The organism is Dactylosporangium maewongense (genome assembly GCF_039531485.1).
In the GTDB taxonomy this organism is placed as follows: Bacteria; Actinomycetota; Actinomycetes; order Mycobacteriales; family Micromonosporaceae; genus Dactylosporangium; species Dactylosporangium maewongense.
On the sequence record NZ_BAAAQD010000009.1, the window covers coordinates 357,328 to 381,846 of the forward strand.

Consider the following 24,519-nt stretch of genomic DNA (forward strand, 5'->3'; position numbering starts at 1 on the left):
CCACCACCACTTTCCCCGTGCGACAAATTGGAGGCTTGGAGAGCGCTCTCCAAGCCGTGTGACCAGACTGCGACGTCGCGTGTACGGGTGTCAAGGTGCGGCGTGGCGTGCTTCTTCGCAAAACGGGCAAATTGCCCGCAAAGAAGTCCGCCACTCTTGACACGCGGGAAACCACGGGGCAACACTGCGACCTATCGGAGAGCGCTCTCCAAACCGCCCGCCGCGCCTCCACACCCCTCAGCAAGGAGCTCACGTGCATCCGGCACACGCTTCCGCCCCCGCCTGGCGGAGACTGCTCAGTTCGCGATGGCGCATCATCCTGGTGGCCGCCGTCGTCGCAGCCATCGCTGTCGTGGTCGCGCCCTTCGCGCGCGCCGCGGACAGCCTGATCTCGCAGGGCAAGCCCGTCACGTCGTCGTCGGACCAGGCTCCCGACGTGGCCGCCAGCTTCGTCAACGACGGCAACGCCGGCACCCGCTGGAGCAGCCAGTGGAGCGACCCGCAGTGGATCCGCATCGACCTCGGCGGCACCGCCACCATCAGCCAGGTCGTGCTGCAGTGGGAAGGCGCCTACGGCAAGTCGTTCAAGATCCAGACGTCGGCGAACGACAGCACCTGGACCGACATCTACACCACCACGACGGGCGCCGGCGGCACGCAGACGCTCAACGTCTCCGGCACCGGCCGGTACGTCCGCATGAGCGGCACCGAGCGCGGCACCGGCTACGGCTACTCGCTGTACGAGTTCAAGGTGTACGGCTCCCTGGACGGCACCACCAACCCGGGCACGTGCAACACCGGGACCAACGCCGCGCAGGGCAAGACCGCCACCGCCTCCAGCGTCGAGGGCGCCGGCAACCCGGCCTCCGCCGCGGTCGACGGTGACGCCGGCACGCGCTGGAGCAGCCAGTTCAGCGACCCGCAGTGGCTGCAGGTCGACCTCGGCAGCAAGCAGAACATCTGCCAGGTCGTGCTGCAGTGGGAGGGCGCCTACGGCAAGGCCTTCCAGATCCAGGTCTCCGACAACGCCACCAGCTGGACCGACGTCTACACCACCAGCACCGGCACCGGCGGCACCCAGACGATCCCGGTGACCGGCGCCGGCCGGTACGTGCGGATGTACGGCACCGCCCGCCCGGGCGGCTACGGGTACTCGCTGTGGGAGTTCAAGATCTCCACCGGCGGCGGCACCACGACCACCCCGCCGACCAGCACCAGCCCGTCGCCGAGCACCCCGCCGTCGCAGGACCCCAACTGGACCCCGGTGTGGAGCGACAACTTCGACGGTGCCGCCAACACCTCGCCCAACGCGGCCAACTGGCTGCTGCGCACCGGCACCCAGTTCCCCGGCGGCGCCGCGAACTGGGGCACCGGTGAGGTCGAGACCGCCAGCGCCTCCACCGCCAACGTGTACCTCGACGGTGCCGGCAAGCTGAACATCAAGGCGATCCGCGACGGCGGCGGCACGTGGACCTCGGGCCGCCTGGAGACCCAGCGGACCGACTTCCAGGCCGCGGCCGGCGAGCAGGTCAAGTTCACCGCCGTGCTCAAGCAGCCCGACGTCGCCAACGCGGCCGGCTACTGGCCGGCGTTCCGGGCGACCGGCGCCGCCTACCGCGGCAACTACACCAACTGGCCGTCCGTCGGCGAGACCGACATCATGATGGACGTCAACGGCCGCAGCCAGCTGTCGCAGACCCTGCACTGCGGCACCGCCCCCGACGGGCCGTGCGGCGAGTACAACGGCCGCACCTCGGGCCTGGCCAGCTGCACCGGCTGCCAGACCGGCTACCACGAGTACACCCAGGTCATCGACCGGACCAAGACCGACGAGGAGATCCGCTTCTACCTCGACGGCAAGCAGTCCTGGATCGTGCGCAAGAGCCAGGTCGGCGTCACCGCGTGGAACGCGGCCGTCAACCACGGCTTCTACCTGCGCCTCGACCTGTCCATCGGCGGCTCGCTGCCCAACGCGATCGCCGGCTTCACCACCCCGACCCCGGACACCACCTCCGGCGGCGTGCTGTCCGTGGACTCCGTCTCCGTGTCCAAGCAGACCGGCACCGTGCCGACTGCGATGACCGACCCGGCGACCCCGGCCGGCCCGAGTGTCGTCAAGGTCACCGGCTCGCAGGGCAACTGGCAGCTGCAGGTCAACGGCCAGCCGTACGAGGTCAAGGGCCTCACCTACGGCCCGCCGCAGGCCGCCGCCGACGGTTACATGCGGGACCTGAAGAACATGGGCGTCAACACGATCCGCACCTGGGGCGTGGACGACGCGAACACCCCGACCCTGCTCAACCGGGCCGCGCAGCAGGGCATCAAGGTGATCGTCGGGCACTGGCTCAACCAGGGCGCCGACTACGTCAACGACACCGCGTACAAGAACGCCACCAAGACCGAGGTCGTGAACCGGGTCAACGCGCTCAAGAACAACCCGGGCGTGCTGATGTGGGACGTCGGCAACGAGGTCATCCTCACGATGCAGGACCACGGCCTGGACGCCGCGACGGTCGAGGCCCGCCGCGTGGCGTACGCGAAGTTCGTCAACGAGCTGGCGGTCGCGATCCACGCCGCCGACCCGAACCACCCGGTCACCTCGACCGACGCGTACACCGGCGCGTGGCCGTACTACAAGAACAACTCCCCGGCGCTGGACCTGCTCGCGGTCAACTCCTACGGCGCGATCAACAACATCAAGCCGGACTGGATCGCCGGCGGCTACACCAAGCCGTACGTCGTGACCGAGGCCGGCCCGTCCGGTGAGTGGGAGGTCCCCAACGACGTCAACGGCGTGCCGAGCGAGCCGACCGACCTGCAGAAGCGGGCGGGCTACACGGCCAGCTGGAACGCGATCAAGGGGCACCCCGGCGTGGCGCTCGGCGCGACCGAGTTCCACTACGGCCTGGAGAACGACTTCGGTGGCGTCTGGCTCAACACCTACGGCGGCGGCTGGCGCCGGCTCGGGTACGGCGCGCTGAAGCAGGCGTACACCGGCACCCCGCTGGCCAACACGGCGCCGGAGATCACCAGCATGACGGTCGGCAACCAGACCGCCGTGCCGGCCGGTGGCACGTTCACCGTCAACGTCGCCGCGACCGACCCGAACAACGACACCATCCGGTACAACGTGATGATCAGCGACAAGCACATCACCGGGAACACCGGCTTCCGCAACGTCAACTTCACCCAGAACGGCTCCACCTTCACGGTGACCGCTCCGGAGACCCTCGGCGTGTGGAAGGTGTACGTCTACGCGTTCGACGGCCAGGGCAACGTGGGCATCGAGACGAAGTCGTTCAAGGTCGTCCCGCCGGTCATCGCCGGCACCAACATCGCCCAGGGCAAGACGGTGACCGCGTCGACCTACCAGCCGACCGGCACCAACGGCCCGCAGCTGCCGTCCTACGCGACCGACAACAACTACGGCACCCGCTGGGCGTCGGAGTGGGTCGCCACCGCGTGGTGCACGGTCGACCTGGGCAGCAAGCAGACCTTCAACAAGGTCTTCCTGGCCTGGGAGGCGGCGTACGCGACCGGCTACCAGATCCAGACGTCCGACGACAACAACAACTGGACGACGATCTACTCGACGACCACCGGCAACGGCGGCTTCGACGAGATCAACGTCAACGGCAACGCCCGCTACGTGCGCATGAACGGCACCGCCCGGGCCACCACCTACGGGTACTCGCTCTGGGAGTTCGGCGTGTACCGGTAAGTCACGCGATTCGGGCGGGCGGCGTCTGCCGCCCGCCCTTTCGTCTGTATTTTTCAGCGAATTTCATGCTATGTAGTGGAGAGCGCTCTCCATGCTCCGTGCTATAAAACCGGCCATGAGCGATCCACGTTCGGCCCGCAAGCCCACCCTTGAAGACGTCGCGGAAGCCGCCGGCGTCTCCCGGGCGACGGTCTCGCGCGTCATCAACGGTGTTCGCAACGTCGACCCGAAGCTGCACGAGATCGTGTGGCAGGCCGTCGACGCCACCGGCTACGTGCCCAACCGTGCGGCCCGGTCGCTCGTCACCCGCCGCAGCGGGACCGTCGCCCTCGTCGTCTCCGACTCGGTCAGCCACGACGACGACCCCTTCATGCGCCGGTTCTTCGCCGACCCGTTCTTCGGCCGGATCGTCGGCGGCGTCATGTCGGTCCTGCGCCCCCGGGGGATCCAGCTCGCGCTGCAGATCGTCGGCACCGACGAGGCCCGCGGCCGGCTCGTCGGCGACCTCGGTCAGGGCCAGGCCGACGGCGCGGTCGTGCTGTCGCTGCACCCCGACGACACGCTGCCCCGCCAGCTCTACGAGGCCGGGATCGCCGCGGCACTCGTCGGCCGCCCCGCCCAGCCGGTGCCGATCAGCTACGTGGACCTCGCCAACGACGCCGGCGGCGTCCTGGCCGCCGAGCACCTCATCGGCCGCGGCTGCACCCGCCTCGGCATGATCACCGGCCCAGCGCACGTCCCCGCCAGCCAGGACCGGCTCACCGGCTTCCGGCAGGCCCTCGCCCGGCACGGGCACGCCTGGTTCCCCACCGTCGAGGGCGGCTTCACCTACGAGTCGGGGGAGACCGCCCTGCTGGAGCTGCTGGACCAGCAGCCCGAGCTGGACGGCGTGTTCGTCGCCAACGACGTCATGGCCCAGGCGGCCGTGATGGCGCTGCGCGGCCGCGAGCTGCGGGTCCCCGACGACGTGGCGGTCGTCGGCTTCGACGACAGCAGCGCCGCGCTCGACGCCCGGCCGCAGCTCACCACCGTCCGGCACCCTCTGGAGGACATGGCGGCGGAGAGCGCCCGGCTGGTCCTCGCCCGCATCGACGATCCCTCCCTGCGCGTCGAGTCGGTCATCTTCGACCCGAAGCTCGTCGTGCGCCAGTCCGCATGACGGCCGGCACTCCCGCCGCCGAGGTGGCGGTCTCCGAGTCGTTGGTGGCGGCGTTGGTACGCACGCAGCACCCGGACTTCGACGGCCCGCTGCGACTGGTCGCCAACGGCTGGGACAACGCCGTCTACCGGCTCGGCACCGCCTGGTCGGTGCGGCTGCCGCGGCGCGCCGTCGCGGTGCCGCTGCTGGTCAACGAGCAGCGCTGGCTGCCGCGCCTGGCACCGCGGCTGCCGGTCCCGGTCCCCGTCCCGGCGGCGGTGGGGGAGCCGGCCGGGTCGTATCCGTGGCCGTGGAGCATCAACCCGTGGCTGCCCGGCCACCCCGCCACCGCGGTGCCCGTGCCGGAGCGGGTCGCGTTCGCCGCGGACCTCGCCCACACCTTCGCCGCGCTGCACGTCCCCGCGCCCGCGGACGCGCCGCCGAACGCCTTCCGCGGCGTGCCGCTGAGCGACCGGACCGAACCCGTGCGGGAACGCCTCGCCGGCGGCGGTTTCCCGGCCGGGCTCGCGGCGGCCTGGGGGGAGGCCCTGGCCGCGCCGCCGTGGACGGGCCCGCCGGTGTGGCTGCACGCCGACCCGCACCCGGCGAACCTGCTCGCCGGCGACGACGGCCGGCTCGCCGCGCTCATCGACTTCGGCGACCTGACCTCCGGCGACCCCGCCACCGACCTCGCCGCCGCCTGGATGGTGTTCGACGCCGCCGGGCGGGCCGTGTTCCGGGAGACCTACGCCGCGCTGGCGCCGCTTGAGGACGCGACGGTCGATGCGACGTGGCGGCGGGCGCGGGGCTGGGCGCTGAGCATCGGCTCGGCCATCGCGGCGAGCTCCGCCGACAACCCGGCCATGGCGGCGATCGGCGCGCACGCGCTGGACCAGGTGCTGCTCCCGGACGGGCGGTAACCGGGGCGCGCCACGACTCTGGTCAGTGACGCGCGCCGGGAGCTGCCGGAAGGGCGTGATGGGCAGGTATTCCACCGCTCGGAGAGCGCTCTCCGAGATGGTTCGAGTCTGCCCGTTCGGATCTTCTTCGTCAACCCGTCGCAAGCTGTTGACACCGTCCGGTACCAGCGGGAAACTTCCCTTACGGAGAGCGCTCTCCAGCCGGGTCGGGTGCCGGCGGGGAGCAGCGCCGAGGTGGCCGGCCACACGATCCGAACGGATCGACGGGGGTTGGCTGGGTCACCTGACCGACGCCGTAGGACAGGCTGTTCGGGTTGGTCGTCCAGGCGGGGGCTGCTCGAAGATCGTCCGACGGGCCCGCGGTGCCGTTTCCCGGCCCGCGCCGCGCCCACCGGTGCCGGCCAGGTGCGCCGTCCGGGCCGTGCCGTTCAGGCAGGCCGGAGGGTCCACCAGCACGTCACCGACGGCGACCGGGTTGGGGTCGCCGCCGGCGGGACGACCGCGCGAGCCGCCGTCCCGTTGCATCGATCCCGCGGTCGCGGCCGGTCGCTCCGGGCTCTGGGCGCCCTGACCGCCGCGACCGCGGGATCGGTCCCCGACGAAGGGAGCCCGCCCGTGCCACCCCGCCCCGCCGCTTCGCAGGTCCTGGTCCTGACCCTCGTCCTGGCCCTCGGGTCCGCGTGCGCGGGCGACCAGGTCGAGCCGCCACCGGCCGCGAAGGCCGCGCCGGCCAGCGCGCCGGCCACGACCGACTTCGGCGGCACCGACATCGCGTGGGTCCAGCTGATGATCCCGATGGACGAGCAGCTGCTGCCGGTCCTCGACCTCGCGAAGGAGCGCGGCGCCGACCAGCGGCTGGTCCAGCTGGCCGGTGAGCTGCGCAGCCGGTACACCGGCGAGATCCAGCAGCTCAAGACGCTGCGCCGCGGCGCCGGGCTGGACGAGACCAACCCGCACGCCGGGCACAAGATGCCGGGCCTCGTCGACGCCGACAGCCTGGCCGCGATCGGCGGGGCCGGCGGCGCCGAGTTCGACCGGAAGGTCACCGCGTGTCTGCGGGAGCACCTGGATCAGCTGGCGAACCTGGCCCGCTCCGAGATCACCAACGGCACCAGCGCCGCCGTCAAGGACCTCGCCAGGCAGGTCGAGTCATCTCGCACCGCCGGCCTGACCCAGCTCCCCCCTTCCCCATGATCCGGAAGACTTCGTGCAGTCAGGGGTGCTCAAGGTCTTCCGGATCACTGCGGGTGGGGCGGAGGCGGGTTTCCCGTGATCCGGAAGACTTTGTGTCGTCATAGCAGCACAAAGTCTTCCGGATCACGGAAAGCGGTCAGCGGCGGAGAAGGCGGTGGCCGGCGAGGGCGGTGACCAGGACGGTGACCGTGGCGAAGCCCAGCAGCGCCACCCTTGCCGGCAGGAACTGCGTCGCCACGCCGAGGCCGAGGACGGGCACGGCGAGCCCGAGGTAGCCGCCGAGGAACACCGCTGCGAGGGCCTCGCCGCGGGTGGCCGGGGACGCCAGGTCGACGACCGTGGAGACCGCGCCCTTGAGCAGCGCGCCCGCGCCGCCGCCGGCGACCGCGCCGCCGAGCAGGAACACCGGCAGGCTCGCCGCCCACACGCCGGCGGTCAGCGTCAGCAGGCCGGCGGCCATGAGCACCACGCCGCCGGCGACCTGCCGGCGCACCGGCTCGCGGCGCAGCAGGATCTGCGTGGCGGCACCGCTGGCGAACACCATCGCCGCGACCAGGCCGGCGAGGGCCCGCGACGGGTGGTGCAGGGTGCCCGCGACGAAGGCCGGCGCCAGCGAGGTGAACAGGCCCAGCACCGACAGCGCCGCGAACGCGCCACCGCCGGCGGCGAGGTAGCGGGGAGAGATCCGCTGCGGGCGGTACCGGCGCGGGCGCGGCGCGACGGAGACCGTCTCCGGGACGCGGGCGACCACGGCAGCCGCCGCGAGCAGGAGCACCAGGAAGACCGCGTAGGAGGTGCGCAGCGGCGCGGGGCCGAACTGGGCGAGCAGGCCGGCCAGCAGCGGGCCGGCCGCGAAGCCGCCGAGGTTCGCCACGGTCGCGACCAGGTCGGCCCGGGCCCGGCCGGCGGACGGGCGGGCTGCGGCGTGCAGCTCGGACAGGTGCGCGGTGGCGGTCGCGGTGAGCATGCCGACGCCGAGCCCGGACAAGACCCGGGCGGCGACGACCACGCCGAGCGACGTCGAGGTCAGGAACAGCGCGGCGGCCGCCGCCTCGAGCAGGATCGCCGGCAGCAGGACCCGGCGCCGGCCCCACAGGTCAGACAGGTGGCCGGCGAGGAACAGGCTGACGATGACGCCGAACGCGTACGCGGCGAACGCGACCGTGACGTCGATCGTCGAGTAGCCGTCGTGCCGCTGGTAGATCGCCCACAGCGGGGTCGGCACGACGGTGAACGCCAGGGACACCGCGAACGCCGCCGCGACGGTCCAGAACCCCCGCTCGTGGCGGGACGTCGACGGAGCCGCCGGAGCCGGTCGGGCGGGGCGGGTCAGCACACTGGTCATGGGCCCGACTGTGCCGCGGCGGGTCGATCACCTGCGACGAATGTTCGTGCTCGCAGCTATCATCATCGGTGATGGAACTGCGGCATCTGGTGTACTTCGTGACCGTCGCCGAGGAGCGCAACTTCTCCCGCGCGGCCCAGCGGCTGCGGGTGGTGCAGTCCGGGGTGTCCGCCGCGATCCGGGCGCTGGAGCGGGAGCTCGGCACGCCGCTGTTCGAGCGCACGTCGCAGCGCGTCGCGCTGACCGACGCCGGCACGGCGCTGCTGCCCGCGGCCCGGGCGACGATCGACGCGGCCCAGGCCGCCCGGGACGCCGTCGACGAGGTCCGCGGCGGGCTGCGCGGCACGGTGCGCATCGGCACCCTGATCTCGGTCGGCTTCGTCGACCTGCCGGGGCTGCTCGGCCAGTTCCGCGCCGAGCACCCAGGCGTCGACCTGCGGATGCGGGCGGCGCCGACCGGCTCGGCGGGGCTGGCCCGGGCGCTGCTGGACGGGGAGCTCGACGTCGCGTTCGTGTCGCTGGCCGGGCGCCCGCCGGCGGGCCTGTCGGTGCGCGTCCTCGTCGCCGAGCCGATCGTCGCGGTGCTGCCGGCCGGGCACAGGCTCGCCGGCGCGGGCGCGACAGACCTCGCCGGCAAGTCTTCCCGGCGCCCCGCCGGCACGGCTTCTGTGGGCCCTGCCGGCAGGGCTTCCGTGAGCCTCGCCGATCTTGTCGATGAGCCGTTCGTGGACTCGCCGCCCGGCTACGGCAACCGGACCGAGGTCGACCGGGGCTTCGCCGCCGCGGGCCTGCAGCGGCGGGTGGCGCTGGAGGTCGCCGACATCGCCACCGTCGCCGACTACGTGCGCAACGGCCTCGGGGTGGCACTCATCCCGCGCTTCGCGGTGGGGTCCGGTGACGGGCTGGTGACGCTGTCGGTCACCGGGGCGGGGCTGCGCTGGACGTTCGGGGTGGCGACGGCCTCCGCGCGAGGTCCGAGCGCGGCGGTCCGCGCGCTGCTCGACATGGTCGACGCCCACCGTCTCGAGCGCTGAATTCGCTCAGGTGGGTGCGCCGCGGGCCGAACGGACGGCAAACGGGTTCTCTGCGATGAGGTGCCATGACGGACACGACGCCCCGCCGTGCGGGCGGGCCGCTCCGGTGGTTCGGCGACATCCGGATCGGTGTGAAGATCACGGCGGCGCTGGCCGTCGCGCTCCTCGCCGGCGGCCTGGTCGCCTGGGCCGGGCTGGCCGCGCTGGGCACCGCCAACGCCAACGCCACCGCGATCTACCGCGACAACCTGCTGCCGACCAGCATGCTCAACACCACGCAGGGCGCGCTCGACGACGAGATCAACAGCCTGGCGATGATGGCGATCGCCACGACGCCGGCGGCCACCGAGGCGCAGCGCCAGCGGGCCCTCGGCGCGGCGAAGGAGCTGCAGGACGGCATCGACGCCTACCAGGCACTCGGGACGCACGGTCCCCAGGAGCAGCTGCTCGCCGCGCTGCGGCAGGCCGTCACCGGCCTGCACAAGGTCCGCGACGAGCGGCTCGTCCAGGCGGCCGCCGCCAGCGATGCCGCCGTGTACGAGCAGGCGTACCAGAGCGCGGCCGCATCACTGGTCGACGCCGCCAACAAGGCCCTCGACGGGCTCGCCGCCTACGAGCGGACCTCCGCGGCGGCGGCCGCGAAGCACAACGCGGACCAGTACTCCAGCAGCCGTGGCGTCATCGTCGCCTGCCTCGTCGCCGGCTGCCTGATCGCCGCGGCCCTCGGCTGGGTCACGGTGCGCCGGATCGTCGGGCCGATCCGCCTCGTCGGCGGGGTGCTGGCGCAGATGGCCGACGGCGACCTCACCGGCCGGCTCGACCTCGACACCCGCGACGAGGTCGGCGCGATGGCCGGCGCGCTCAACCGGGCGACCCAGAGCATGGGCGCGGCGGTGCGGACGCTGGGGCGGACCTCGTCGACCCTCGCGGCCGCGGCCGAGCAGCTGTCGGGGGCCAGCACGCAGATCGCGACGAGCGCCGCGCAGACCAGCGACCAGGTCGCCGTCGTGGCGAGCGCCGCCGACGAGGTGACCCGCAACGTGCACACCGTGTCGGCGGGCTCGCAGGAGATGAGCCTGTCGATCCGGGAGATCTCGCAGAACGCCAACGAGGCCGCCCTCGTCGTCGGCGAGGCCGTGTCGGCGGCGCGGGCGACCGACGCCACCGTGTCGAAGCTCGGCGAGTCGTCGCACGAGATCGGCAACGTCGTCAAGACGATCACGTCGATCGCCGGGCAGACCAACCTCCTGGCCCTGAACGCGACGATCGAGGCGGCCCGCGCCGGGGAGGCCGGCAAGGGCTTCGCCGTCGTGGCGACCGAGGTCAAGGACCTCGCCCAGGAGACGGCCCGGGCCACCGAGGACATCTCCCGCCGCGTCGCCGGCATCCAGGCCGACACCGACACCGCGGTCACCGCGATCCGCAACATCGGCGAGATCATCGCGAAGATCAACGACTACCAGCTGACCATCGCGTCCGCGGTCGAGCAGCAGACCGCGACCACCGGCGAGATGAACCGCGGGGTCGCCGAGGCGGCCGGCGGGATCACCGAGATCGCCTCCAGCATCGGCTCGGTCGCCGCCGCCGCCCAGGTCACGACCGAGGGCGTGGCCGAGTCGCAGCGTACCTCGGCGGAGCTCGCCCGCATGTCGCACGAGGTCAGGACCCTCGTGGCGGGCTTCCGGGTCTGAGACCTCCAGCACATCCATTTGCGTCACCATGCGGCAATGTTTTTAGACTGACTGGTCAGTTCAAAGTCAGGAGGCCGCCATGAGCGTGGTGGAAGCGCGCGGGCTCGGCGCCCGGACCCGGCGCGGCTGGGTGTTCCGCGACGTCGACCTCGACGTCGCCGCGGGGGAGCGGGTCACCGTCACCGGCCCGGCCGGCAGCGGCCGCACGTCGCTGCTGCTCGCCCTCGCCGGCTGCTTCAGGACCAGCGCCGGCACCGTCCGGCGGGAGGGCGTCGTCGCCCTGGCGCACGTCCCCGGCGTGCACGAGCCGGAGCCCGCGCTGACCGTCGCCGAGCACGTCGAGGAGCGCCGGCTGCTGCTCGACGGTCCCTTCAGGAGGCGGCGTCCGGTCGCCATCGACCCGGCGCTGGACCCCGGCACGCTGGGCCGCGACCTCGACGTCCTCGGCCGGCACCTGCTCGGCCTCACCCTGGCCAGGGTCGCCGCCCCGGCCGCGGTCGTCGTCGACGACGTCGACAGCGGCCTGTCCGTCGAGGAGCGCGCGCTGCTGGACGAGGCCCTCGACGCCCTCACCGGCGACGGGATCGCCGTCATCGCCGCCGCCCGCGAGGTTGCCGCAGCCGGGACCGGAAGCGTGTTCGAGCTGGAGGGGCAGCGATGAGGCTGGCACGGTTCGAGTTGCGGCGGTTCACCCGCGCGCCGATCACCGTGGCGGCGCTGGTCGTGCTGGCGCTGATCCCGCTGCTGTACGGGGCGCTGTACCTGTGGGCGTTCTGGGACCCGTACGGCAACATGCGTCACATCCCGGTCGCCGTCGTCAACGCGGACCGGCCCGCGACCGCCGCCGACGGCAGCACCGTGCACGCCGGTGACGACCTCACCGCGAAGCTGCTGCGCCGGGACGTCTTCGGCTGGCAGCAGACCACCGAGGCCGCGGCCCGCAAGGGGCTCGCCGACGGGCGGTTCCAGCTCGTCTTCGAGATCCCGGCGGACTTCTCCGCGTCCCTGGTCACGCCGCCGGACCCGGACCGCGACCCGACCGGTGGCCGGCTGCTCGTGGTCAACGACGACGCCACCAACTACCTCACCGGCCAGCTGTCGCGCAGCGTCTTCACCGAGGTCCGCGCCAGCGCCGCCGCGTCCGTCGCCGGCGGCTACTTCGACCGGATGCTGATCGGCTTCACCGACCTCAAGTCGCAGACCGCCCAGGCCGCCGACGCCGCCGGGCAGCTCTCCGCCGGTGCCACCCAGGCCGGTGCCGGTGCCGGCTCGCTGGTGAGCGGCCTCGACCGGGCCGCCGGCGGCGCCGGGGACCTCGCCGCGGGTCTCGACGAGGCGACGAAGGGCTCGCAGCGGCTGTACGACGGGCTCGTCGCCCTCGACCAGGGCGCCGCGCAGCTCGCCGACGGCACCGCCCAGGCCGCCGCCGGTGGGCGCCTGCTCGCCACCAAGGTCGGCGCCGCGGCCGACACGGTCGAGCCGGTGCTGCGCGACAACGCCGCCCTCATCGAGGCCGCCGCGACCAGCATCGCCGACGGCGCCGACCTGCTCCGCGAGCACCTCGACGCGCTGCCCGCCCTCGCCCGGACCGCGACGGAGCGGGCGACCGCGACCCGCGCCGCCCTGGACACGCTCGGGTCGCGGTATCCGCAGATCGCCGGCACCGCCGAGTACAAGACGGCCGTCGCCGCCGCGGACGCCGCTGTCACCGCGGCCCGCTCCGTGGAGACCCGGCTCGAGACCGGCGACCTCGGTGCGGTCCGCGCCGACCTGGACCGCGCGTCGAAGCTCGCCCGGCAGGTCGCGGCGGCGGCCCCGCACCTCGCCGACGACGTCGCCGCCGCCCGCGCCCAGGTCGACCAGCTCGCCGACGGCCTCGACCGGCTCGCCGGCGGCGCGGCCCAGCTGCACGCCGGCGCCGGCGAGGCCCGCGACGGCGCCCGCGACCTGTCCGGCGGCATCTTCCGGCTCTCCACCGGCGCCCAGCAGCTCGACGACGGCCTCGGCGCCCTCTCCGACGGTGGGCGGCGCCTCGCCGGTGGGCTCGGCGAGCTGTCCGACGGCGCCAGCCGGCTCGCCCGCGGCCTGTCCGACGGTGCGGCGAAGATCCCCGGCTACGACCCGGACACCCGCGCCGAGCGGGCCGGCGTCCTCGGCGACCCCGTCGCGCTGGACCGCTCCACCGAGCACCCGTCCGCGACGTACGGGGCCGGGTTCGCGCCGTACTTCCTCGGCCTCGCCCTCTGGGTCGGCGCCATGATCAGCTACATGGTGCTGCGCCCCCTGACCCGCCGGCATCTCGTGTCGGGCGCGCCCGCCCACCGCGCGGCCCTGGCCGGCTGGCTGCCGGGCCTGGCCGTCGGCGTCGCCCAGGCGACCGCGCTGTTCCTGGTGGTGCGGTTCGCGCTCGGCCTGCACCCCGCGCACCCGCTGGCCATGTACGGGTTCCTGTGCCTGACGGCGGTCGCGTTCACCGCGATCGTGCAGTGGCTCGGCGCCCGGCTCGGCGCGGCCGGCCGGCTCGTCGCCCTCGCGGTGCTGATGCTGCAGCTCACGTCGTCCGGCGGCACGTACCCGATCGAGACGACCCCCGGTGTGCTGCAGGCGATCCATCCGTTCCTGCCGATGACGTACGTCGTGTCGGGGGTCCGGCATCTCGTCAACGGCGGCCCGGGCGGTACGGTCGTCACGGGTGCCTTGGTCCTGGCCGGGTTCGCCGCCGCGGCGTTCGCGCTGACGACCCTGGCGGCGTGGCGCGGCCGCCGCCTGACGACGTCCAAGCTGCACCCGGATCTGGTGATGTAGGGGGTTTCGTACGTGGCGGAGGACGGCCGGACCAGGCGGCGCACCGACACCCGGCAGCGGCTGTACGACGCGGCGATGGAGCTCATCGCCGAGCACGGGTTCTCCGCCACGACCGTCGACGACATCGCCCTGCGCGCCGGTGTCGCCAAGGGCACCGTCTACTACAACTTCTCCTCGAAGAACGCCCTCTTCGAGGAGTTGCTGCGGCACGGCGTCGGCCTGCTCACCGCCGACTTCCGGGCCGCCGTCGCGGGCGTGTCGCCGCCCGAGGCGGTCCTGGCGCTGATCCGGGCGGAGCTGGCGTACATCGAACGGCACCGCTCCTTCGCGCAGCTGCTGCTCTCGGAGATGTGGCGGACCAACCGCGAGTGGCATCAGACGCTGCAGCTCCTGCGCAGCGAGGCCGTCGACGTCATCGCCGGCGCCCTGCGCCGCGGCGTCGACGAGGGTCACTTCGACGCCGCGCTGGACGTCCGGATGGCGGCGGCGGCGCTGTTCGGCGTCTGCCTCGTCGTCGCCGTCGACTGGCTCGTCTTCGAGCCCGACCGCTCCCTGGCTGATGTCCAGGAGGCGCTGATCACCGTGATCCGGGCCCGGGTGGGCGTGTGACGCCGTCCGGCGGTCCTGCGGGACCGGCCGGTGACCGGCGGCCCGGCCGCCGGCTGTGCGATGCGGGCCGGGCTGTGTCAGGGTAGGCCGTGGTCGAGGTTGTGCTGGGCGGTCGGTATGAGCTTCGGCGTGTGCTGGGCCGGGGCGGTATGGCCGAGGTGTGGCTGGGATTCGACCGCCGGCTGGGCCGTGCGGTGGCGGTCAAGGTCCTGCCCGATGCCGGCGCGGTGGACCGGATGGCGCGGGAGCGGTTCGACCGGGAGGCGCGCACCGTCGCCCGGCTGTCGCACCCGAACATCGTCGCGATCCACGACGTCGGCGTCGACGCCGACGCGCACTTCGGCGGTGCGGTGTCGTTCCTGGTGATGGAGCTGGTGGAGGGCGGGAGCCTCGCCGACCGGCTCGTCGCCGGCCCGCTGCCGCCCGCGGCTGCCGCCGCCGTCGCGGTGCAGGTCTGCGACGCGCTCGAGGCCGCGCACGCCGCCGGGGTGATCCACCGGGACGTCAAGCCGGCCAACATCCTCTTCACCGGCGCCGGCGCCGACCGGGTGAAGGTCTGCGACTTCGGGATCGCCCGCGTCACCGGCGCCGGGCAGGCCGAGCTCACCGCGTCGGCGCAGGTGCTCGGGACCACCGCGTTCATGGCGCCCGAACAGATCACCGGCGGGCCGGTCGACGCCCGCAGCGACGTGTACGCGCTCGGGTGCGTGGTGTACACGATGCTGACCGGGCAGCCACCGTTCGCCGGCGAGACGCCGATGCGGATCGCGTGGCAGCACGTGAACCAGCCGGTCGTGCCGGCCTCCACGGTCCGGCCCGGCCTGCCGCCGCGGGTGGACGGGATTCTCGCGAGGCTGCTGGCCAAGCGACCGGACGACCGGCCGGCGACGGCGGCCGAGGCCCGGGCCCTGCTGCAGCACCTCGGTGACGGCACGGCACCGGCCGCCACCGCAGCCTTCCCGGCCGTCCCCACCGCCGCCGTCCCCACCGCCGCCGTCCCCGCCGCGCGGCAGCCGGTCCGGGCCACCGCGGCCGTCGTCGCGCCGACCCAGTCGATGCCGGTGACGCCGGCCGCGGAGGTGGCTCCCGCGGGCCGCCGCACCGGGATCGGACCGATCGGCGTCGCGCTCGCCGCGGTCGTCGTCCTCGTGGCGGTCGTCGCCGTCACGGCCGCGATCATGGCCGGACGCGACGGCTCGCCGTCGTCAGGCGCCGGCCCGACGAGCTCGGCGGCGGCCGTCGCGCCCCCGACGTCCGGTGCCGCGCCGACCAGCGCTGCCCCGTCCCCGAGCCTGCCCGGTGACGCGCTCGCCGCGGCGCGCGCGACCGTCAGCGAGCAGGCGGGGGCCGGGCAACTCTCCACCGAGTCGGCGCGGGAGCTGAACAAGCGGCTCGACGAGATCGAGCGGTTCATCACCAAGGGCGACGAGGAGAAGGCGGCGGACAAGGTGGCCGAGCTGCGCAGGAAGCTCGGCGAGCAGCGCAAGGACGGCAAGACGCAGCAGGCCGGGTACACCGCCGTGCTCGCCAGCCTGGACCGGCTCGCGGCGAGCCTGCCACCGCCCCGCAACGAGGACGACTGAGGCGCTCACCGCGGCCGGGTCCGCCGACGGTGCGTCAGCGGACGACGCGGCGCTGGGGGCGGGGCGGCGGGGTCGTGAGGGCGACCGGCTCCAGGACGACGGCGACGCGCGCCCCGCGCAGCGGGCTGCGCTCCACGACGAGGCGGCCGCCGGCGGTTTCCGCGACGCGTCGGACGATGTCCAGGCCCAGCCCGGTGGAGCCGGCGCCGCTGGAGCCGCGGCGGAGGGCACGCGCCGGGTCGGCGATGCCGGGGCCGGCGTCGTCGACGATGAGGCCGCGCGGGGAGACGTGGACCTCGAAGCCGGTGCCTTCCGGGGTGTGCTGGAAGACGTTGCCGAGCATGCAGTCGACCGCGGAGACCAGGTCGGACTCGGCGACCGGCACCCACACGGGCTCCTGGCCGCCGACGACCCGCCAGGGGCGCTGCTGGTCCTCGGCGAGCACCGACCAGAACGCGAGGCGGTCGGCGACGACCTCGACCAGGTCGGTGCTCTCGGGCACGCGGTCGGCGGCGGACCGGCGGGCGGTCGTGATGATCTGCTCGATCTCGTCGTCGAGGGCGTCGAACGCCTGGCGCATGCGTTCGCCGATCGGGCCCGGCGGCATCGCGTCGGCGTCCAGGCGCAGCGCCGTCAGGGGGGTGCGGAGGCGGTGGGAGAGGTCGGCGGCGAGCTCGCGTTCGGCGTCGGCGAAGGCGACCATCTGGTCCGCCATGCGGTTGAAGCTGCGCGCCGCGTCCCGCAGCTCCGGCGGGCCGTCCGGCTCGACGCGCGCGTGCAGGTCGCCGTCGCCGAAGGCCCGGGCGCCCTCCGCGAGGCGCTGTGTGGAGCGCACGATCTGCGCGCCGAGCCGGTCCGCGACCAGGATCGAGCCGCCGATGAGGACGACCGCGAGCCCGGCGAGGGCCAGCCAGGCGGCGCCGACACCGCGGCTGAGGTCGCCGTCGGACACGTACACCTCGACGACCGCGGTCCGGTCGCCGTCCAGGACAACCGTCTGGAGGTAGGCGACGCCGCCGGGCGCGTCGACGGTGAGCGACCTGCCCTGCGTGGCGGCGCGGTCCACCTCAACGGCTGCGGCGTGGCTGGTGCCGACCGTCGGCTCCCCGAGCAGGTGCACGGCGAGCCGCCCGCTCTGCCCGGCCGGCACCGTGGCGACGGCGCGGTCCAGGGCGCCGGATCCGTTGCCGGACGTTGACGCGAGGGCGGCGACCATCGCGTCGGCCTGGTAGCGGGCCTCGGCCAGGGCACGGTCGTGGGCGATCTCCTTGGTGACGTAGGCGAGCGGCACCAGGAAGGCCAGCGCGATCATCGAGGTGATCGCGAACGAGAGGCGCATGAGCGCGTTTCTCATGGCTGTGCGGGTGCCTGGTCCGGGTCGACGAGCATGACCCCGACCCCGCGGAACGTGCGCAGATACCGCGGCTGGGTCGCGCTCTCGCCGAGCTTGCGGCGCAGCCAGGACACGTGGACGTCGATCGTCTGGTCCTCGCCGGAGCTGTCGGGGCGCTGCCACACCTCGGTCAGCAGCTCCCGCCGGCTCACCACCCGGCCGGACCGCTGGGCGAGGTACGCCAGCAGATCGAACTCCTTCTTCGTCAGCTGCAGCGGCTGGCCGCCGATGGACGCGAACCGCTGCTGCGGGTTGACGTGCAGCGTGCCGATCGTCACGCCCGCCGGCACGGCGGCGGGTCCGGGGGTGCCTTGCCCGCGGCGCAGGACCGCGTTGATCCGCGCCGACATCTGGGCGCTGGAGAACGGCTTCGTCACGTAGTCGTCGGCGCCGGCGTCGAGCAGCCGGATGATGTCGCGTTCCGAGCGCCGGGCGGTGGCGACGATGACCGGCGCGTTGGAGATGCCGCGCAGCATCCGCAGCACGTCGAGCCCGTCCATGTCCGGCAGCCCGAGGTCGAGGATGACCAGGTCGGGCGGGTCGGTCGCGATGACCCGCAGCGCGGACCCGGCGTTGCCGACCGGACGCACCACGTGACCGGCGTCGGTCAACGCCCTGGACAGGGCGCCGGACACGGCGACGTCGTCCTCGACGAGCAGGATCAGCGGCATGGCAACACGGTAACCGCCGGGTTTGCCATGTGGAGCGGGGCGGGTGAGAAGATCTGCCGGTGCGGGTCAGACGTGCGGCGGTGCCGGTGCTGCTGTGGTGCCTGGCGACCACGGCGAGTATCGGCGTCGCGTCGCTGGCGCTGCGCCCCGTGCTGCGCACGGCCGTGCCGTCCGACTCGCTGCCCGTGCCGGCCGCGGAGGCGCGCGGGCCGGGCGACCTGATCCCGCAGCCCGGCCTGCCGCCGCTCACCACGCCGGTCTCCCCGCCCGCGGCCGCCGGGACCACGCCGCAGGCGCCGACCTCGGCGGTGCCGCGCACGTCGGCGGCCGCCACCCCGACCGCGAAGGTCACGACCGCCGCCCCCGCCCGCGTCGTCGACGGCTGGACCGTGACGACCGGCGCCGATGGCGTCGACACGTACCTGCGCTCGTTCCGGTCCGAGGGCGGCGACGCGGTCATCCGCATCCGCGACGGTGCCGTCTCCGTCGTCACGGCGACGCCCCGCGACGGGTATTCCGTGTCGCGGGGGCAGACCGAGCCGAGCCGGCTGGTCGTGCAGTTCATCTCCGCCGGTGGCGACGCCGCCTTCCTCGTCGATGCGATGTGGTGGCAGGGCGCCCCGCACGGCACCGTCACCCGCATCGGGACCTGACCGCCTCGACCGGGCGTGCTACACAGGCGGTGACGTTTCCCGGGAGGTTGTCATGATCGATGTCGGCGAGGTCACCAGCGCGGTCGTGCCGTTCGTTTCCGCGGCGGTCGGCGCGTACGGCACAGCGGTCGTCCAACGCGTCGCCGACCAGGCCAGTGACGCGACCGTGGACGGCACCATCGGCGTGGGGCGGCGGGTGCTGGCGCGGCTCTTCCGGTCCGGCCGCGGCGCGCAGATCGAGGGGGCGGTCGTCGATCTCGCCGGGTCGCCCGCCGACGAGGACCTCGCCGAGATCGTGCGGGCACAGGTGCGCGCCGCGCTCGCGCAGGACCCGGAGCTCGCGGCCGAGATCGCCCGGCTGCTGCCGGCCCGGCCCGGCTTCACCATCACCAAATCCAATGGCGTCCAGGTCGGCGAAAACAATACGCAGACCAACCACTTCGGTGCGTGACCTGCGGAAAAACTGTTATCCGCGGCGCCGGAGAACGTCGGGGCGACCAGGACAAATCTTAAAGTTCAGCTAATGCGCTCCGCAGGTTCCGGCGTTTACCGTCGATGCGTGACCACCGCCCGGATCGTGTCCACAGGTCTGCCGGGGCTGCGCCTGCACCCCGCGGACCGGACCGCGGCTGCGCACAGCACCGCGGCACCGTCGGTCGGGGCCGCCACCCCGACCGCGGTGGACCTCCCTCCCCGCCGCGGCGGGGGTGGCGGCCGGTGATGTCGAACCAACCGGCCGAGGCCCCGGAAGCAGAGACCTCGGACGCGCCCGCCACCGAGGCACCGGTCGAGGAGGCCGCGGCGACGGAGGCATCGGAAGCACCGAAGGCTTCTGAAAGCGCGGACTCCACCGGTACCGCGGAAGCAGCGGAAATCGAGGGGGCCGGGGAGCGCGGGCGGGACGGCTGGCGCAGGGTCGGGGCGGTCCTGATCGTGCTGGTCGCCGCGTTCGCCGTCGTGGTCCTCTGGGCGAGGCCCGCCCACGAGCCGACGGCCCCCACGGCGCAGCGCAGCACCGCACCGGTCGCGGTGACGTCGCTGAACCCGACGGACATCGCGTACCTGCAGCTGATGATCTCCCTGAACACCAGCGCCGGGCAGCTGTTCGACCTCATCGTCACCGGCGGCGACCCGGCGCTCACGCCGATCGCCCGCTCCGCCGCCGACGGTCACCGGGCCGAGCTCGCCGCGTTGCGCAAGGCCCTCGCGGACGGTGGCGCCGTCGAGGACTCCAGCATCCACGCCGGGCACGACCTGCCCGGGATGGTCGTCGACGCCGACATGGCGGCGATCCGCGCCGTGCCCGCCGCGCAGCAGCCGGCGAAGGCCCTCGAGGTGCTCCGCGACCACCTGACCGGCACCACCGCGCTGTGCGGGTCAGAGGCGAAGAACGGCGCCGACCCCGCCACCAAGGCCGCCGCCCAGCAGGTCCTGGACGCGCACAGCAAGCTGCTGGCGCAGCTTCCCACGATGTAACTTTCGCCCTTCACGCCCGGCTGACCTGCGGTTTTGCTCGTACCGTGGCGGCGGCGACGACACGTGCGATCGCCCGCTCCTAGCGTCGGCCTGCCACTGCCACGACTCCCGTCCCGGTGGCAGTTTCGACTGAGGAGGGTGTGGTGAGAAGACTCTGGGCCGCCGTCGCGGCCAGCAGCCTGGCCGTTGTCGGCGCGGTCGTCGTCATCGGGCTCAACAGCACGGCGTCGGCGGCCGTGGGCGGCACCGGCACGGGCTACCTGAGCACGCGCGGCAACCAGATCATCGACGCCGGCGGCAACCCGGTGCGCCTGACCGGCATCAACTGGTTCGGCATGGAGACCGACAACAAGACGTTCCACGGCCTGTGGGCCCGCCCGTGGCGCGACCACATCGACCAGATGGCGAGCCTCGGCTACAACACGCTGCGCGTGCCGTTCTCCGAGGACGCCCTGAAGCCCGGCGCGACCGCCAACAGCGTCGACGGCTACACCAACCCCGACCTGCAGGGCCTGACCCCGCTGCAGATCCTCGACAAGGTCGTCGCCTACGCCGGCACGAAGGGCATGCGCATCCTGCTGGACCGGCACCGCCCGACCAGCGCCGGTCAGAGCGCCCTCTGGTACGTGTCGGCGACGCCGGAGTCGACCTGGATCAGCAACTGGCGTTCGCTCGCCCAGCACTACGCCAACAACCCGACCGTCGTCGGCGCGGACCTGCACAACGAGCCGCACGCGGACGGTACGGACCCGAACGGCACCGGGTCGTGCTGGGGCTGCGGCGACGTGAACCGGGACTGGCGCCTGGCCGCCGAGCGCGCCGGCAACGCCATCCTGGAGGTCAACCCCAACTGGCTCATCGTCGTGGAGGGCGTCAGCTGCCCCAGCGGCGGCAACGCCAACGCGTGGGACAACATCCCCGACGAGCCGTGCGGCTGGTGGGGCGGCAACCTGTCGAAGGCCGGCCAGTTCCCGGTCCGGCTCAACAAGGCCAACAAGCTCGTCTACTCCGCGCACGAGTACGGCAACTCCGTCTACCACCAGGCGTGGTTCGACGACCCGGCGTTCCCGAACAACCTCCCCGCCATCTGGGACCAGTTCTGGGGTTACCTGGAGAAGCAGAACATCGCGCCGGTGCTCGTCGGCGAGTTCGGCTCGACGTTGCAGAGCCCGCAGGACGTGCTGTGGCTGAAGAAGCTCATGGAGTACATGGGCACCGGCGTCACCGGCATGGACTTCACCTACTGGTCCTGGAACCCCAACTCCGGCGACACGGGCGGCATCGTCGGCGACGACTGGAAGACGGTCAACCAGCAGAAGCAGTCGATCCTGCAGCCGTACCTCATCCCGCCCGTCGGCGGCACGAACCCGACCGGCTCGGTCTCGCCGTCGCGCTCGGTCTCGCCGTCGGTCTCGACGTCGCCGTCCGGCAACACGGGCACCGGCTCCTGCACCGCCACCGTCCGCATCGACAACGCGTGGCAGGGCGGCTACCAGGCGGCCGTCACGGTGAAGAACACCGGCAGCGCCGCGGTCAACCCGTTCTCGATCACGTGGACGGTCCCGTCGGGCGTGACCCTCGCCAGCGGCTGGAACGCCACGGTGACCCAGTCGGGCACCACGTTCACCGCCGCCGGCCCCTCCTGGGCCCCGTCCCTCGCCGCGGGCGCGTCGGTGTCGGTCGGCTTCACCGCCAACGGCCCCTCCACCCCCGCCCCGAGCAACGTCAAGCTCAACGGCGTGACCTGCTCCTGACGCTGTACTGACCCCGCCGCGCCGGTCTTGGTCCCAGGACCGGCGCGGCGGCTCAGCACGCGCAGTCGAACGCGAGCCCGCTGCCGACGGGCTTCGCCCGCCACGCCGCCCGTACCGGCGGTAACCGCTCGATCTGGCCGCGCACGGCCGCGAGGGCCGCCTCCCGGCCCGCTCCCACCGGCGTGAAGTCGAACCCGCTGTCACTTGGACGCAGCTCGCCGATGCCCGCGAGCTCGATCCCGTCGGCGAACCACAGCTGGAGACTCACCTGCCACAGCTCCGGCCCGACCTCCACGTCGTCCGAGCCTTCCGTGCCTTCCGTGCCGCCCGCATCGTGAACGTCGACGACGGCGAGCTGCCGGGTGAAGTCGAGCGACGGCAGCCCGCCGTTCCACGAGTACCGCCCCCACTGCACGATGAACCCGTCGGCGTCCGCCCCCGGGTCGAGCCCGTCGATCTCGACCTGCACGAACGCCTCGAACGCCCGCCACGCCGCCTCGACGTCGTCGACGCCCGCCGGATCGAGCCCGTGCCCCGCGAGGCACCGCTCGAACAGTTTCCCAGCTGCCCGCCACGAGACTCCCACCGCCGCATTCTCCACGGCGGTCAGGGGTGGTGCCTGGTCCGGCGCCACAGGGATCTGGCGGCGGACACGAGGGTCAGGACGAGGGCGGCGTTCGCCGCGGCGATCACGCCGAACGACAGTCCGAAGAGGACGGCCGGGAGATGGCCGGCAACGTTGACGACGTCGAGGACGAGCGGGAGCCACGCGTGCCACAGCAGGCCCAGCGGCACGGTCAGGGCGATCGCCGTCCAGAACAGCGGCGTGGCGAAGTCGGCCGACGGGGACTCGTGGTCGAGCCGGCCGAGCTCGGTCATGGCGCCACAAGCGACCGCGCTGACCGCCGCGACGTAGACCGCGACGGCCTTCCGGACCCGGCCCGGGTGCGTCGCGGGCGGGTGCGGGGCGCGGGCGAACCGCGTCCACCGCTCCGCCTCGTCGTCCCCGGTCGGGTCCCGGCTCATGACCTGTCCTCGCGCTGATCTCCCGACCCCAGTGTGCCGCCCCGCCGCACCGCGGCCGGTGCGAACGCGGGAATCAGCCGGTGCGGTAGCGGGCGGCCAGGTCGTCCATGAGCTTGTCGAGGCGGTTGTCGACGGTCTGGCGGGACGGGTCCTCGTCGAACCAGGCCACGATCTCGCGTGCGCCCACGTGGAAGGGGACGGTGGCGACGTAGTCGGGGACGAGGGCGCGCAGCTTGCTGTTGTCGAAGACCATCGAGTGGGCCTTGTCGCCGAGGAGGCCGGCGCCCCAGTCCGGGTCGGCGGCGGCGATCGCGTCCGACGGGACGTGGACGAGCTTGGCGGTGACGCCGAGCGCGGCGGCCATGTGTTCGGCGATCTGGTTCCAGGTGAGGACGTCGTCGCTGGTGATGTGGAAGACGTCGCCGATGGCACGGGGGTGGCCGAGCAGCGGGACGAAGCCCCGGGCGAAGTCGGTGTGGTGCGTGAGGGTCCACAGGGACGTGCCGTCGCCGTGGATGACGACCTCGCGGCCGGCGCGCATGCGGGCGGGTGCGGTCCAGCCGCCGTCGAAGGGCACGAGGGTGCGGTCATACGTGTGGGAGGGGCGCACGATGGTCGCGGGGAACCCGGACTCCCGGTACTCCCGCACGAGGAGGTCCTCGCAGGCGATCTTGTCCCGGCTGTACTGCCAGAAGGGGTTGCGCAGCGGGGACGACTCGACGACGGGCAGCCGGGCCGGCGGGGTCTGGTAGGCCGACGCGGAGCTGATGAAGACGTACTGACCGGTCCGGCCGCGGAACAGCTCGACGTCGGTGCGCACGTGCTCCGGCGTGAACGCGACCCAGTCCACCACCGCGTCGAAGGTCAGGCCATCGAGCGCGGCGTGGGCGGACAGCGGGTCCCGGATGTCGCCGCGAAGGACCGTGACGCCCGGCGGGAGCGGCCGGGTCGTGCTGGTGCCACGGTTCAGCACGTACAGGTCGATGCCGCGGGAGACGGCCAGGTCGGTGCAGGCGGAGCTGATGATGCCGCTGCCGCCGATGAAGAGGACCCTCATCCTCAGCTCTCCACCCAGCCGTGGGTCCGCGCGAAGCTGACCAGATGCTGGCGCGCCTGCGAGATCTGGCTGCCGGTGAGCGACGGGACGTGCTGGATGAGCAGCTCGGTCACCTCGGCGGAGAACTCGCGGCTGCTGAGCACGTCGCACAGGCCGTCGTCGTCGCCGGGCTCGGCGTCCTCGTCGTCGTGGTGCACGGGCCGCGACGGCCGGGCGTGCTCGCGGCGCGCGGGCGCGTCGAGGATGCGCACGGTGGCGACCTTCAGGCCCCGCTCGCCCTCCTCGACCTCGTATTCGACGCGCATCCCCGGATGCACGAGGTGCCGCTGCTCGCCGAAGTCGTTGGCGTGGACGAACACGTCCTCGCCGCCCGCGTTGGGGGCGATGAACCCGTAACCACGCACCTCGTCGAACCGCAGAATTCTGCCTGTCTCCACCACGACCACCAC

The 24,519-nt window shown here is 73.3% G+C and carries 22 protein-coding genes; 15 read left to right on the forward strand and 7 right to left on the reverse strand.

Features of this window, described 5'->3' with window-relative positions; genetic code table 11:
• Positions 1 to 253: 253 nt before the first annotated feature.
• The 4 genes from ABD332_RS24285 (at position 254) to ABD332_RS24300 (ending at position 6,973) form a co-directional block, all read left to right on the forward strand.
• Positions 254 to 3,721 (forward strand): galactose-binding domain-containing protein, encoded by a 3,468-nt coding sequence (locus tag ABD332_RS24285; RefSeq protein WP_344504370.1) that lies wholly within the window; start codon positions 254 to 256, stop codon positions 3,719 to 3,721.
• Positions 3,722 to 3,836: 115 nt separating this feature from the next.
• Complete coding sequence (locus tag ABD332_RS24290) at positions 3,837 to 4,880, forward strand: LacI family DNA-binding transcriptional regulator (protein WP_344504372.1); 1,044 nt, start codon at positions 3,837 to 3,839, stop codon at positions 4,878 to 4,880.
• On the forward strand, positions 4,877 to 5,779 hold the full coding sequence (locus ABD332_RS24295; RefSeq protein WP_344504373.1) for an aminoglycoside phosphotransferase family protein: 903 nt from the start codon (positions 4,877 to 4,879) through the stop codon (positions 5,777 to 5,779). Before ABD332_RS24290 ends, ABD332_RS24295 begins: the two co-directional genes overlap by 4 nt.
• Positions 5,780 to 6,394: 615 nt before the next feature.
• The gene (locus ABD332_RS24300; RefSeq protein ID WP_344504374.1) at positions 6,395 to 6,973 is read left to right on the forward strand and encodes a DUF305 domain-containing protein; all 579 of its coding nucleotides are present in this window, start codon (positions 6,395 to 6,397) and stop codon (positions 6,971 to 6,973) included.
• A gap of 136 nt (positions 6,974 to 7,109) precedes the next feature.
• On the opposite strand, the gene ABD332_RS24305 is transcribed toward ABD332_RS24300, so the two are convergent.
• Positions 7,110 to 8,318, reverse strand: coding sequence for an MFS transporter (locus tag ABD332_RS24305; RefSeq protein ID WP_344504375.1), 1,209 nt, complete (start codon positions 8,316 to 8,318; stop codon positions 7,110 to 7,112).
• A 71-nt stretch (positions 8,319 to 8,389) separates the two neighbouring features.
• Between ABD332_RS24305 and ABD332_RS24310 the strand changes: the two genes are divergently transcribed.
• The 6 genes from ABD332_RS24310 to ABD332_RS24335 all read left to right on the forward strand — a co-directional run bounded on the left by ABD332_RS24310 (position 8,390) and on the right by ABD332_RS24335 (position 16,040).
• A complete protein-coding gene (locus ABD332_RS24310; protein WP_344504376.1) occupies positions 8,390 to 9,352 on the forward strand; it encodes a LysR substrate-binding domain-containing protein in 963 nt (320 codons plus the stop codon).
• A 65-nt stretch (positions 9,353 to 9,417) separates the two neighbouring features.
• A complete protein-coding gene (locus ABD332_RS24315) occupies positions 9,418 to 11,043 on the forward strand; it encodes a methyl-accepting chemotaxis protein (protein ID WP_344504377.1) in 1,626 nt (541 codons plus the stop codon).
• Between the two features lie 79 nt (positions 11,044 to 11,122).
• Positions 11,123 to 11,704, forward strand: a complete 582-nt coding sequence (locus tag ABD332_RS24320; protein WP_344504378.1) for an ATP-binding cassette domain-containing protein — start codon at positions 11,123 to 11,125, stop codon at positions 11,702 to 11,704.
• The gene (locus ABD332_RS24325) at positions 11,701 to 13,848 is read left to right on the forward strand and encodes a YhgE/Pip family protein (RefSeq protein WP_344504379.1); all 2,148 of its coding nucleotides are present in this window, start codon (positions 11,701 to 11,703) and stop codon (positions 13,846 to 13,848) included. Before ABD332_RS24320 ends, ABD332_RS24325 begins: the two co-directional genes overlap by 4 nt.
• Before the next feature lie 12 nt (positions 13,849 to 13,860).
• A complete protein-coding gene (locus tag ABD332_RS24330) occupies positions 13,861 to 14,457 on the forward strand; it encodes a TetR/AcrR family transcriptional regulator (protein ID WP_344504380.1) in 597 nt (198 codons plus the stop codon).
• Positions 14,458 to 14,558: 101 nt separating this feature from the next.
• Positions 14,559 to 16,040 carry a serine/threonine-protein kinase gene (locus tag ABD332_RS24335; RefSeq protein ID WP_344504446.1) on the forward strand — a complete coding sequence of 494 codons (1,482 nt, stop codon included), beginning with the start codon at positions 14,559 to 14,561 and terminating at the stop codon, positions 16,038 to 16,040.
• Positions 16,041 to 16,074: 34 nt separating this feature from the next.
• Here ABD332_RS24335 and ABD332_RS24340 read toward each other — a convergent pair whose 3' ends face one another.
• Entirely contained in the window at positions 16,075 to 17,394 is a 1,320-nt protein-coding gene (locus tag ABD332_RS24340; protein ID WP_344504381.1) for a sensor histidine kinase, read from the reverse strand.
• On the reverse strand, positions 17,391 to 18,104 hold the full coding sequence (locus ABD332_RS24345) for a response regulator transcription factor (RefSeq protein ID WP_344504382.1): 714 nt from the start codon (positions 18,102 to 18,104) through the stop codon (positions 17,391 to 17,393). Before ABD332_RS24345 ends, ABD332_RS24340 begins: the two co-directional genes overlap by 4 nt.
• 59 nt (positions 18,105 to 18,163) lie before the next feature.
• Between ABD332_RS24345 and ABD332_RS24350 the strand changes: the two genes are divergently transcribed.
• The 5 genes from ABD332_RS24350 (at position 18,164) to ABD332_RS24370 (ending at position 21,987) form a co-directional block, all read left to right on the forward strand.
• Positions 18,164 to 18,757 (forward strand): DNA mismatch repair protein MutL, encoded by a 594-nt coding sequence (locus ABD332_RS24350; RefSeq protein ID WP_344504383.1) that lies wholly within the window; start codon positions 18,164 to 18,166, stop codon positions 18,755 to 18,757.
• A gap of 52 nt (positions 18,758 to 18,809) precedes the next feature.
• Positions 18,810 to 19,208, forward strand: coding sequence for a hypothetical protein (locus tag ABD332_RS24355; RefSeq protein WP_344504384.1), 399 nt, complete (start codon positions 18,810 to 18,812; stop codon positions 19,206 to 19,208).
• A gap of 108 nt (positions 19,209 to 19,316) precedes the next feature.
• Positions 19,317 to 19,478: a hypothetical protein gene (locus ABD332_RS24360; protein ID WP_344504385.1), complete on the forward strand. Its 162-nt coding sequence runs from the start codon at positions 19,317 to 19,319 to the stop codon at positions 19,476 to 19,478.
• Positions 19,478 to 20,233 (forward strand): DUF305 domain-containing protein, encoded by a 756-nt coding sequence (locus ABD332_RS24365; RefSeq protein WP_344504386.1) that lies wholly within the window; start codon positions 19,478 to 19,480, stop codon positions 20,231 to 20,233. Before ABD332_RS24360 ends, ABD332_RS24365 begins: the two co-directional genes overlap by 1 nt.
• Before the next feature lie 140 nt (positions 20,234 to 20,373).
• The gene (locus tag ABD332_RS24370; protein ID WP_425552279.1) at positions 20,374 to 21,987 is read left to right on the forward strand and encodes a cellulase family glycosylhydrolase; all 1,614 of its coding nucleotides are present in this window, start codon (positions 20,374 to 20,376) and stop codon (positions 21,985 to 21,987) included.
• A 52-nt stretch (positions 21,988 to 22,039) separates the two neighbouring features.
• On the opposite strand, the gene ABD332_RS24375 is transcribed toward ABD332_RS24370, so the two are convergent.
• From ABD332_RS24375 to ABD332_RS24390, 4 genes are all read right to left on the reverse strand, one after another.
• On the reverse strand, positions 22,040 to 22,573 hold the full coding sequence (locus tag ABD332_RS24375) for a hypothetical protein (RefSeq protein WP_344504387.1): 534 nt from the start codon (positions 22,571 to 22,573) through the stop codon (positions 22,040 to 22,042).
• Positions 22,574 to 22,593: 20 nt separating this feature from the next.
• Positions 22,594 to 23,013, reverse strand: coding sequence for a hypothetical protein (locus tag ABD332_RS24380; RefSeq protein WP_344504388.1), 420 nt, complete (start codon positions 23,011 to 23,013; stop codon positions 22,594 to 22,596).
• Between the two features lie 73 nt (positions 23,014 to 23,086).
• A complete protein-coding gene (locus ABD332_RS24385; protein WP_344504389.1) occupies positions 23,087 to 24,070 on the reverse strand; it encodes an SDR family oxidoreductase in 984 nt (327 codons plus the stop codon).
• 2 nt (positions 24,071 to 24,072) lie between these two features.
• The gene (locus ABD332_RS24390) at positions 24,073 to 24,510 is read right to left on the reverse strand and encodes a cold shock domain-containing protein (protein ID WP_344504391.1); all 438 of its coding nucleotides are present in this window, start codon (positions 24,508 to 24,510) and stop codon (positions 24,073 to 24,075) included.
• Positions 24,511 to 24,519 lie beyond the last annotated feature (9 nt).

Bases quoted from the DNA above. Each gene is read 5' to 3' on its own strand.
- ABD332_RS24290 (WP_344504372.1), top strand. From the start codon at position 3,837: ATGAGCGATCCACGTTCGGCCCGCAAGCCCACCCTTGAAGACGTCGCG.
- ABD332_RS24295 (WP_344504373.1), top strand. From the start codon at position 4,877: ATGACGGCCGGCACTCCCGCCGCCGAGGTGGCGGTCTCCGAGTCGTTG.
- ABD332_RS24305 (WP_344504375.1), bottom strand. From the start codon at position 8,318: ATGACCAGTGTGCTGACCCGCCCCGCCCGACCGGCTCCGGCGGCTCCG.
- ABD332_RS24310 (WP_344504376.1), top strand. From the start codon at position 8,390: ATGGAACTGCGGCATCTGGTGTACTTCGTGACCGTCGCCGAGGAGCGC.
- ABD332_RS24315 (WP_344504377.1), top strand. From the start codon at position 9,418: ATGACGGACACGACGCCCCGCCGTGCGGGCGGGCCGCTCCGGTGGTTC.
- ABD332_RS24320 (WP_344504378.1), top strand. From the start codon at position 11,123: ATGAGCGTGGTGGAAGCGCGCGGGCTCGGCGCCCGGACCCGGCGCGGC.
- ABD332_RS24325 (WP_344504379.1), top strand. From the start codon at position 11,701: ATGAGGCTGGCACGGTTCGAGTTGCGGCGGTTCACCCGCGCGCCGATC.
- ABD332_RS24340 (WP_344504381.1), bottom strand. From the start codon at position 17,394: ATGAGAAACGCGCTCATGCGCCTCTCGTTCGCGATCACCTCGATGATC.
- ABD332_RS24345 (WP_344504382.1), bottom strand. From the start codon at position 18,104: ATGCCGCTGATCCTGCTCGTCGAGGACGACGTCGCCGTGTCCGGCGCC.
- ABD332_RS24355 (WP_344504384.1), top strand. From the start codon at position 18,810: ATGATCGATGTCGGCGAGGTCACCAGCGCGGTCGTGCCGTTCGTTTCC.
- ABD332_RS24365 (WP_344504386.1), top strand. From the start codon at position 19,478: ATGTCGAACCAACCGGCCGAGGCCCCGGAAGCAGAGACCTCGGACGCG.
- ABD332_RS24380 (WP_344504388.1), bottom strand. From the start codon at position 23,013: ATGAGCCGGGACCCGACCGGGGACGACGAGGCGGAGCGGTGGACGCGG.
- ABD332_RS24385 (WP_344504389.1), bottom strand. From the start codon at position 24,070: ATGAGGGTCCTCTTCATCGGCGGCAGCGGCATCATCAGCTCCGCCTGC.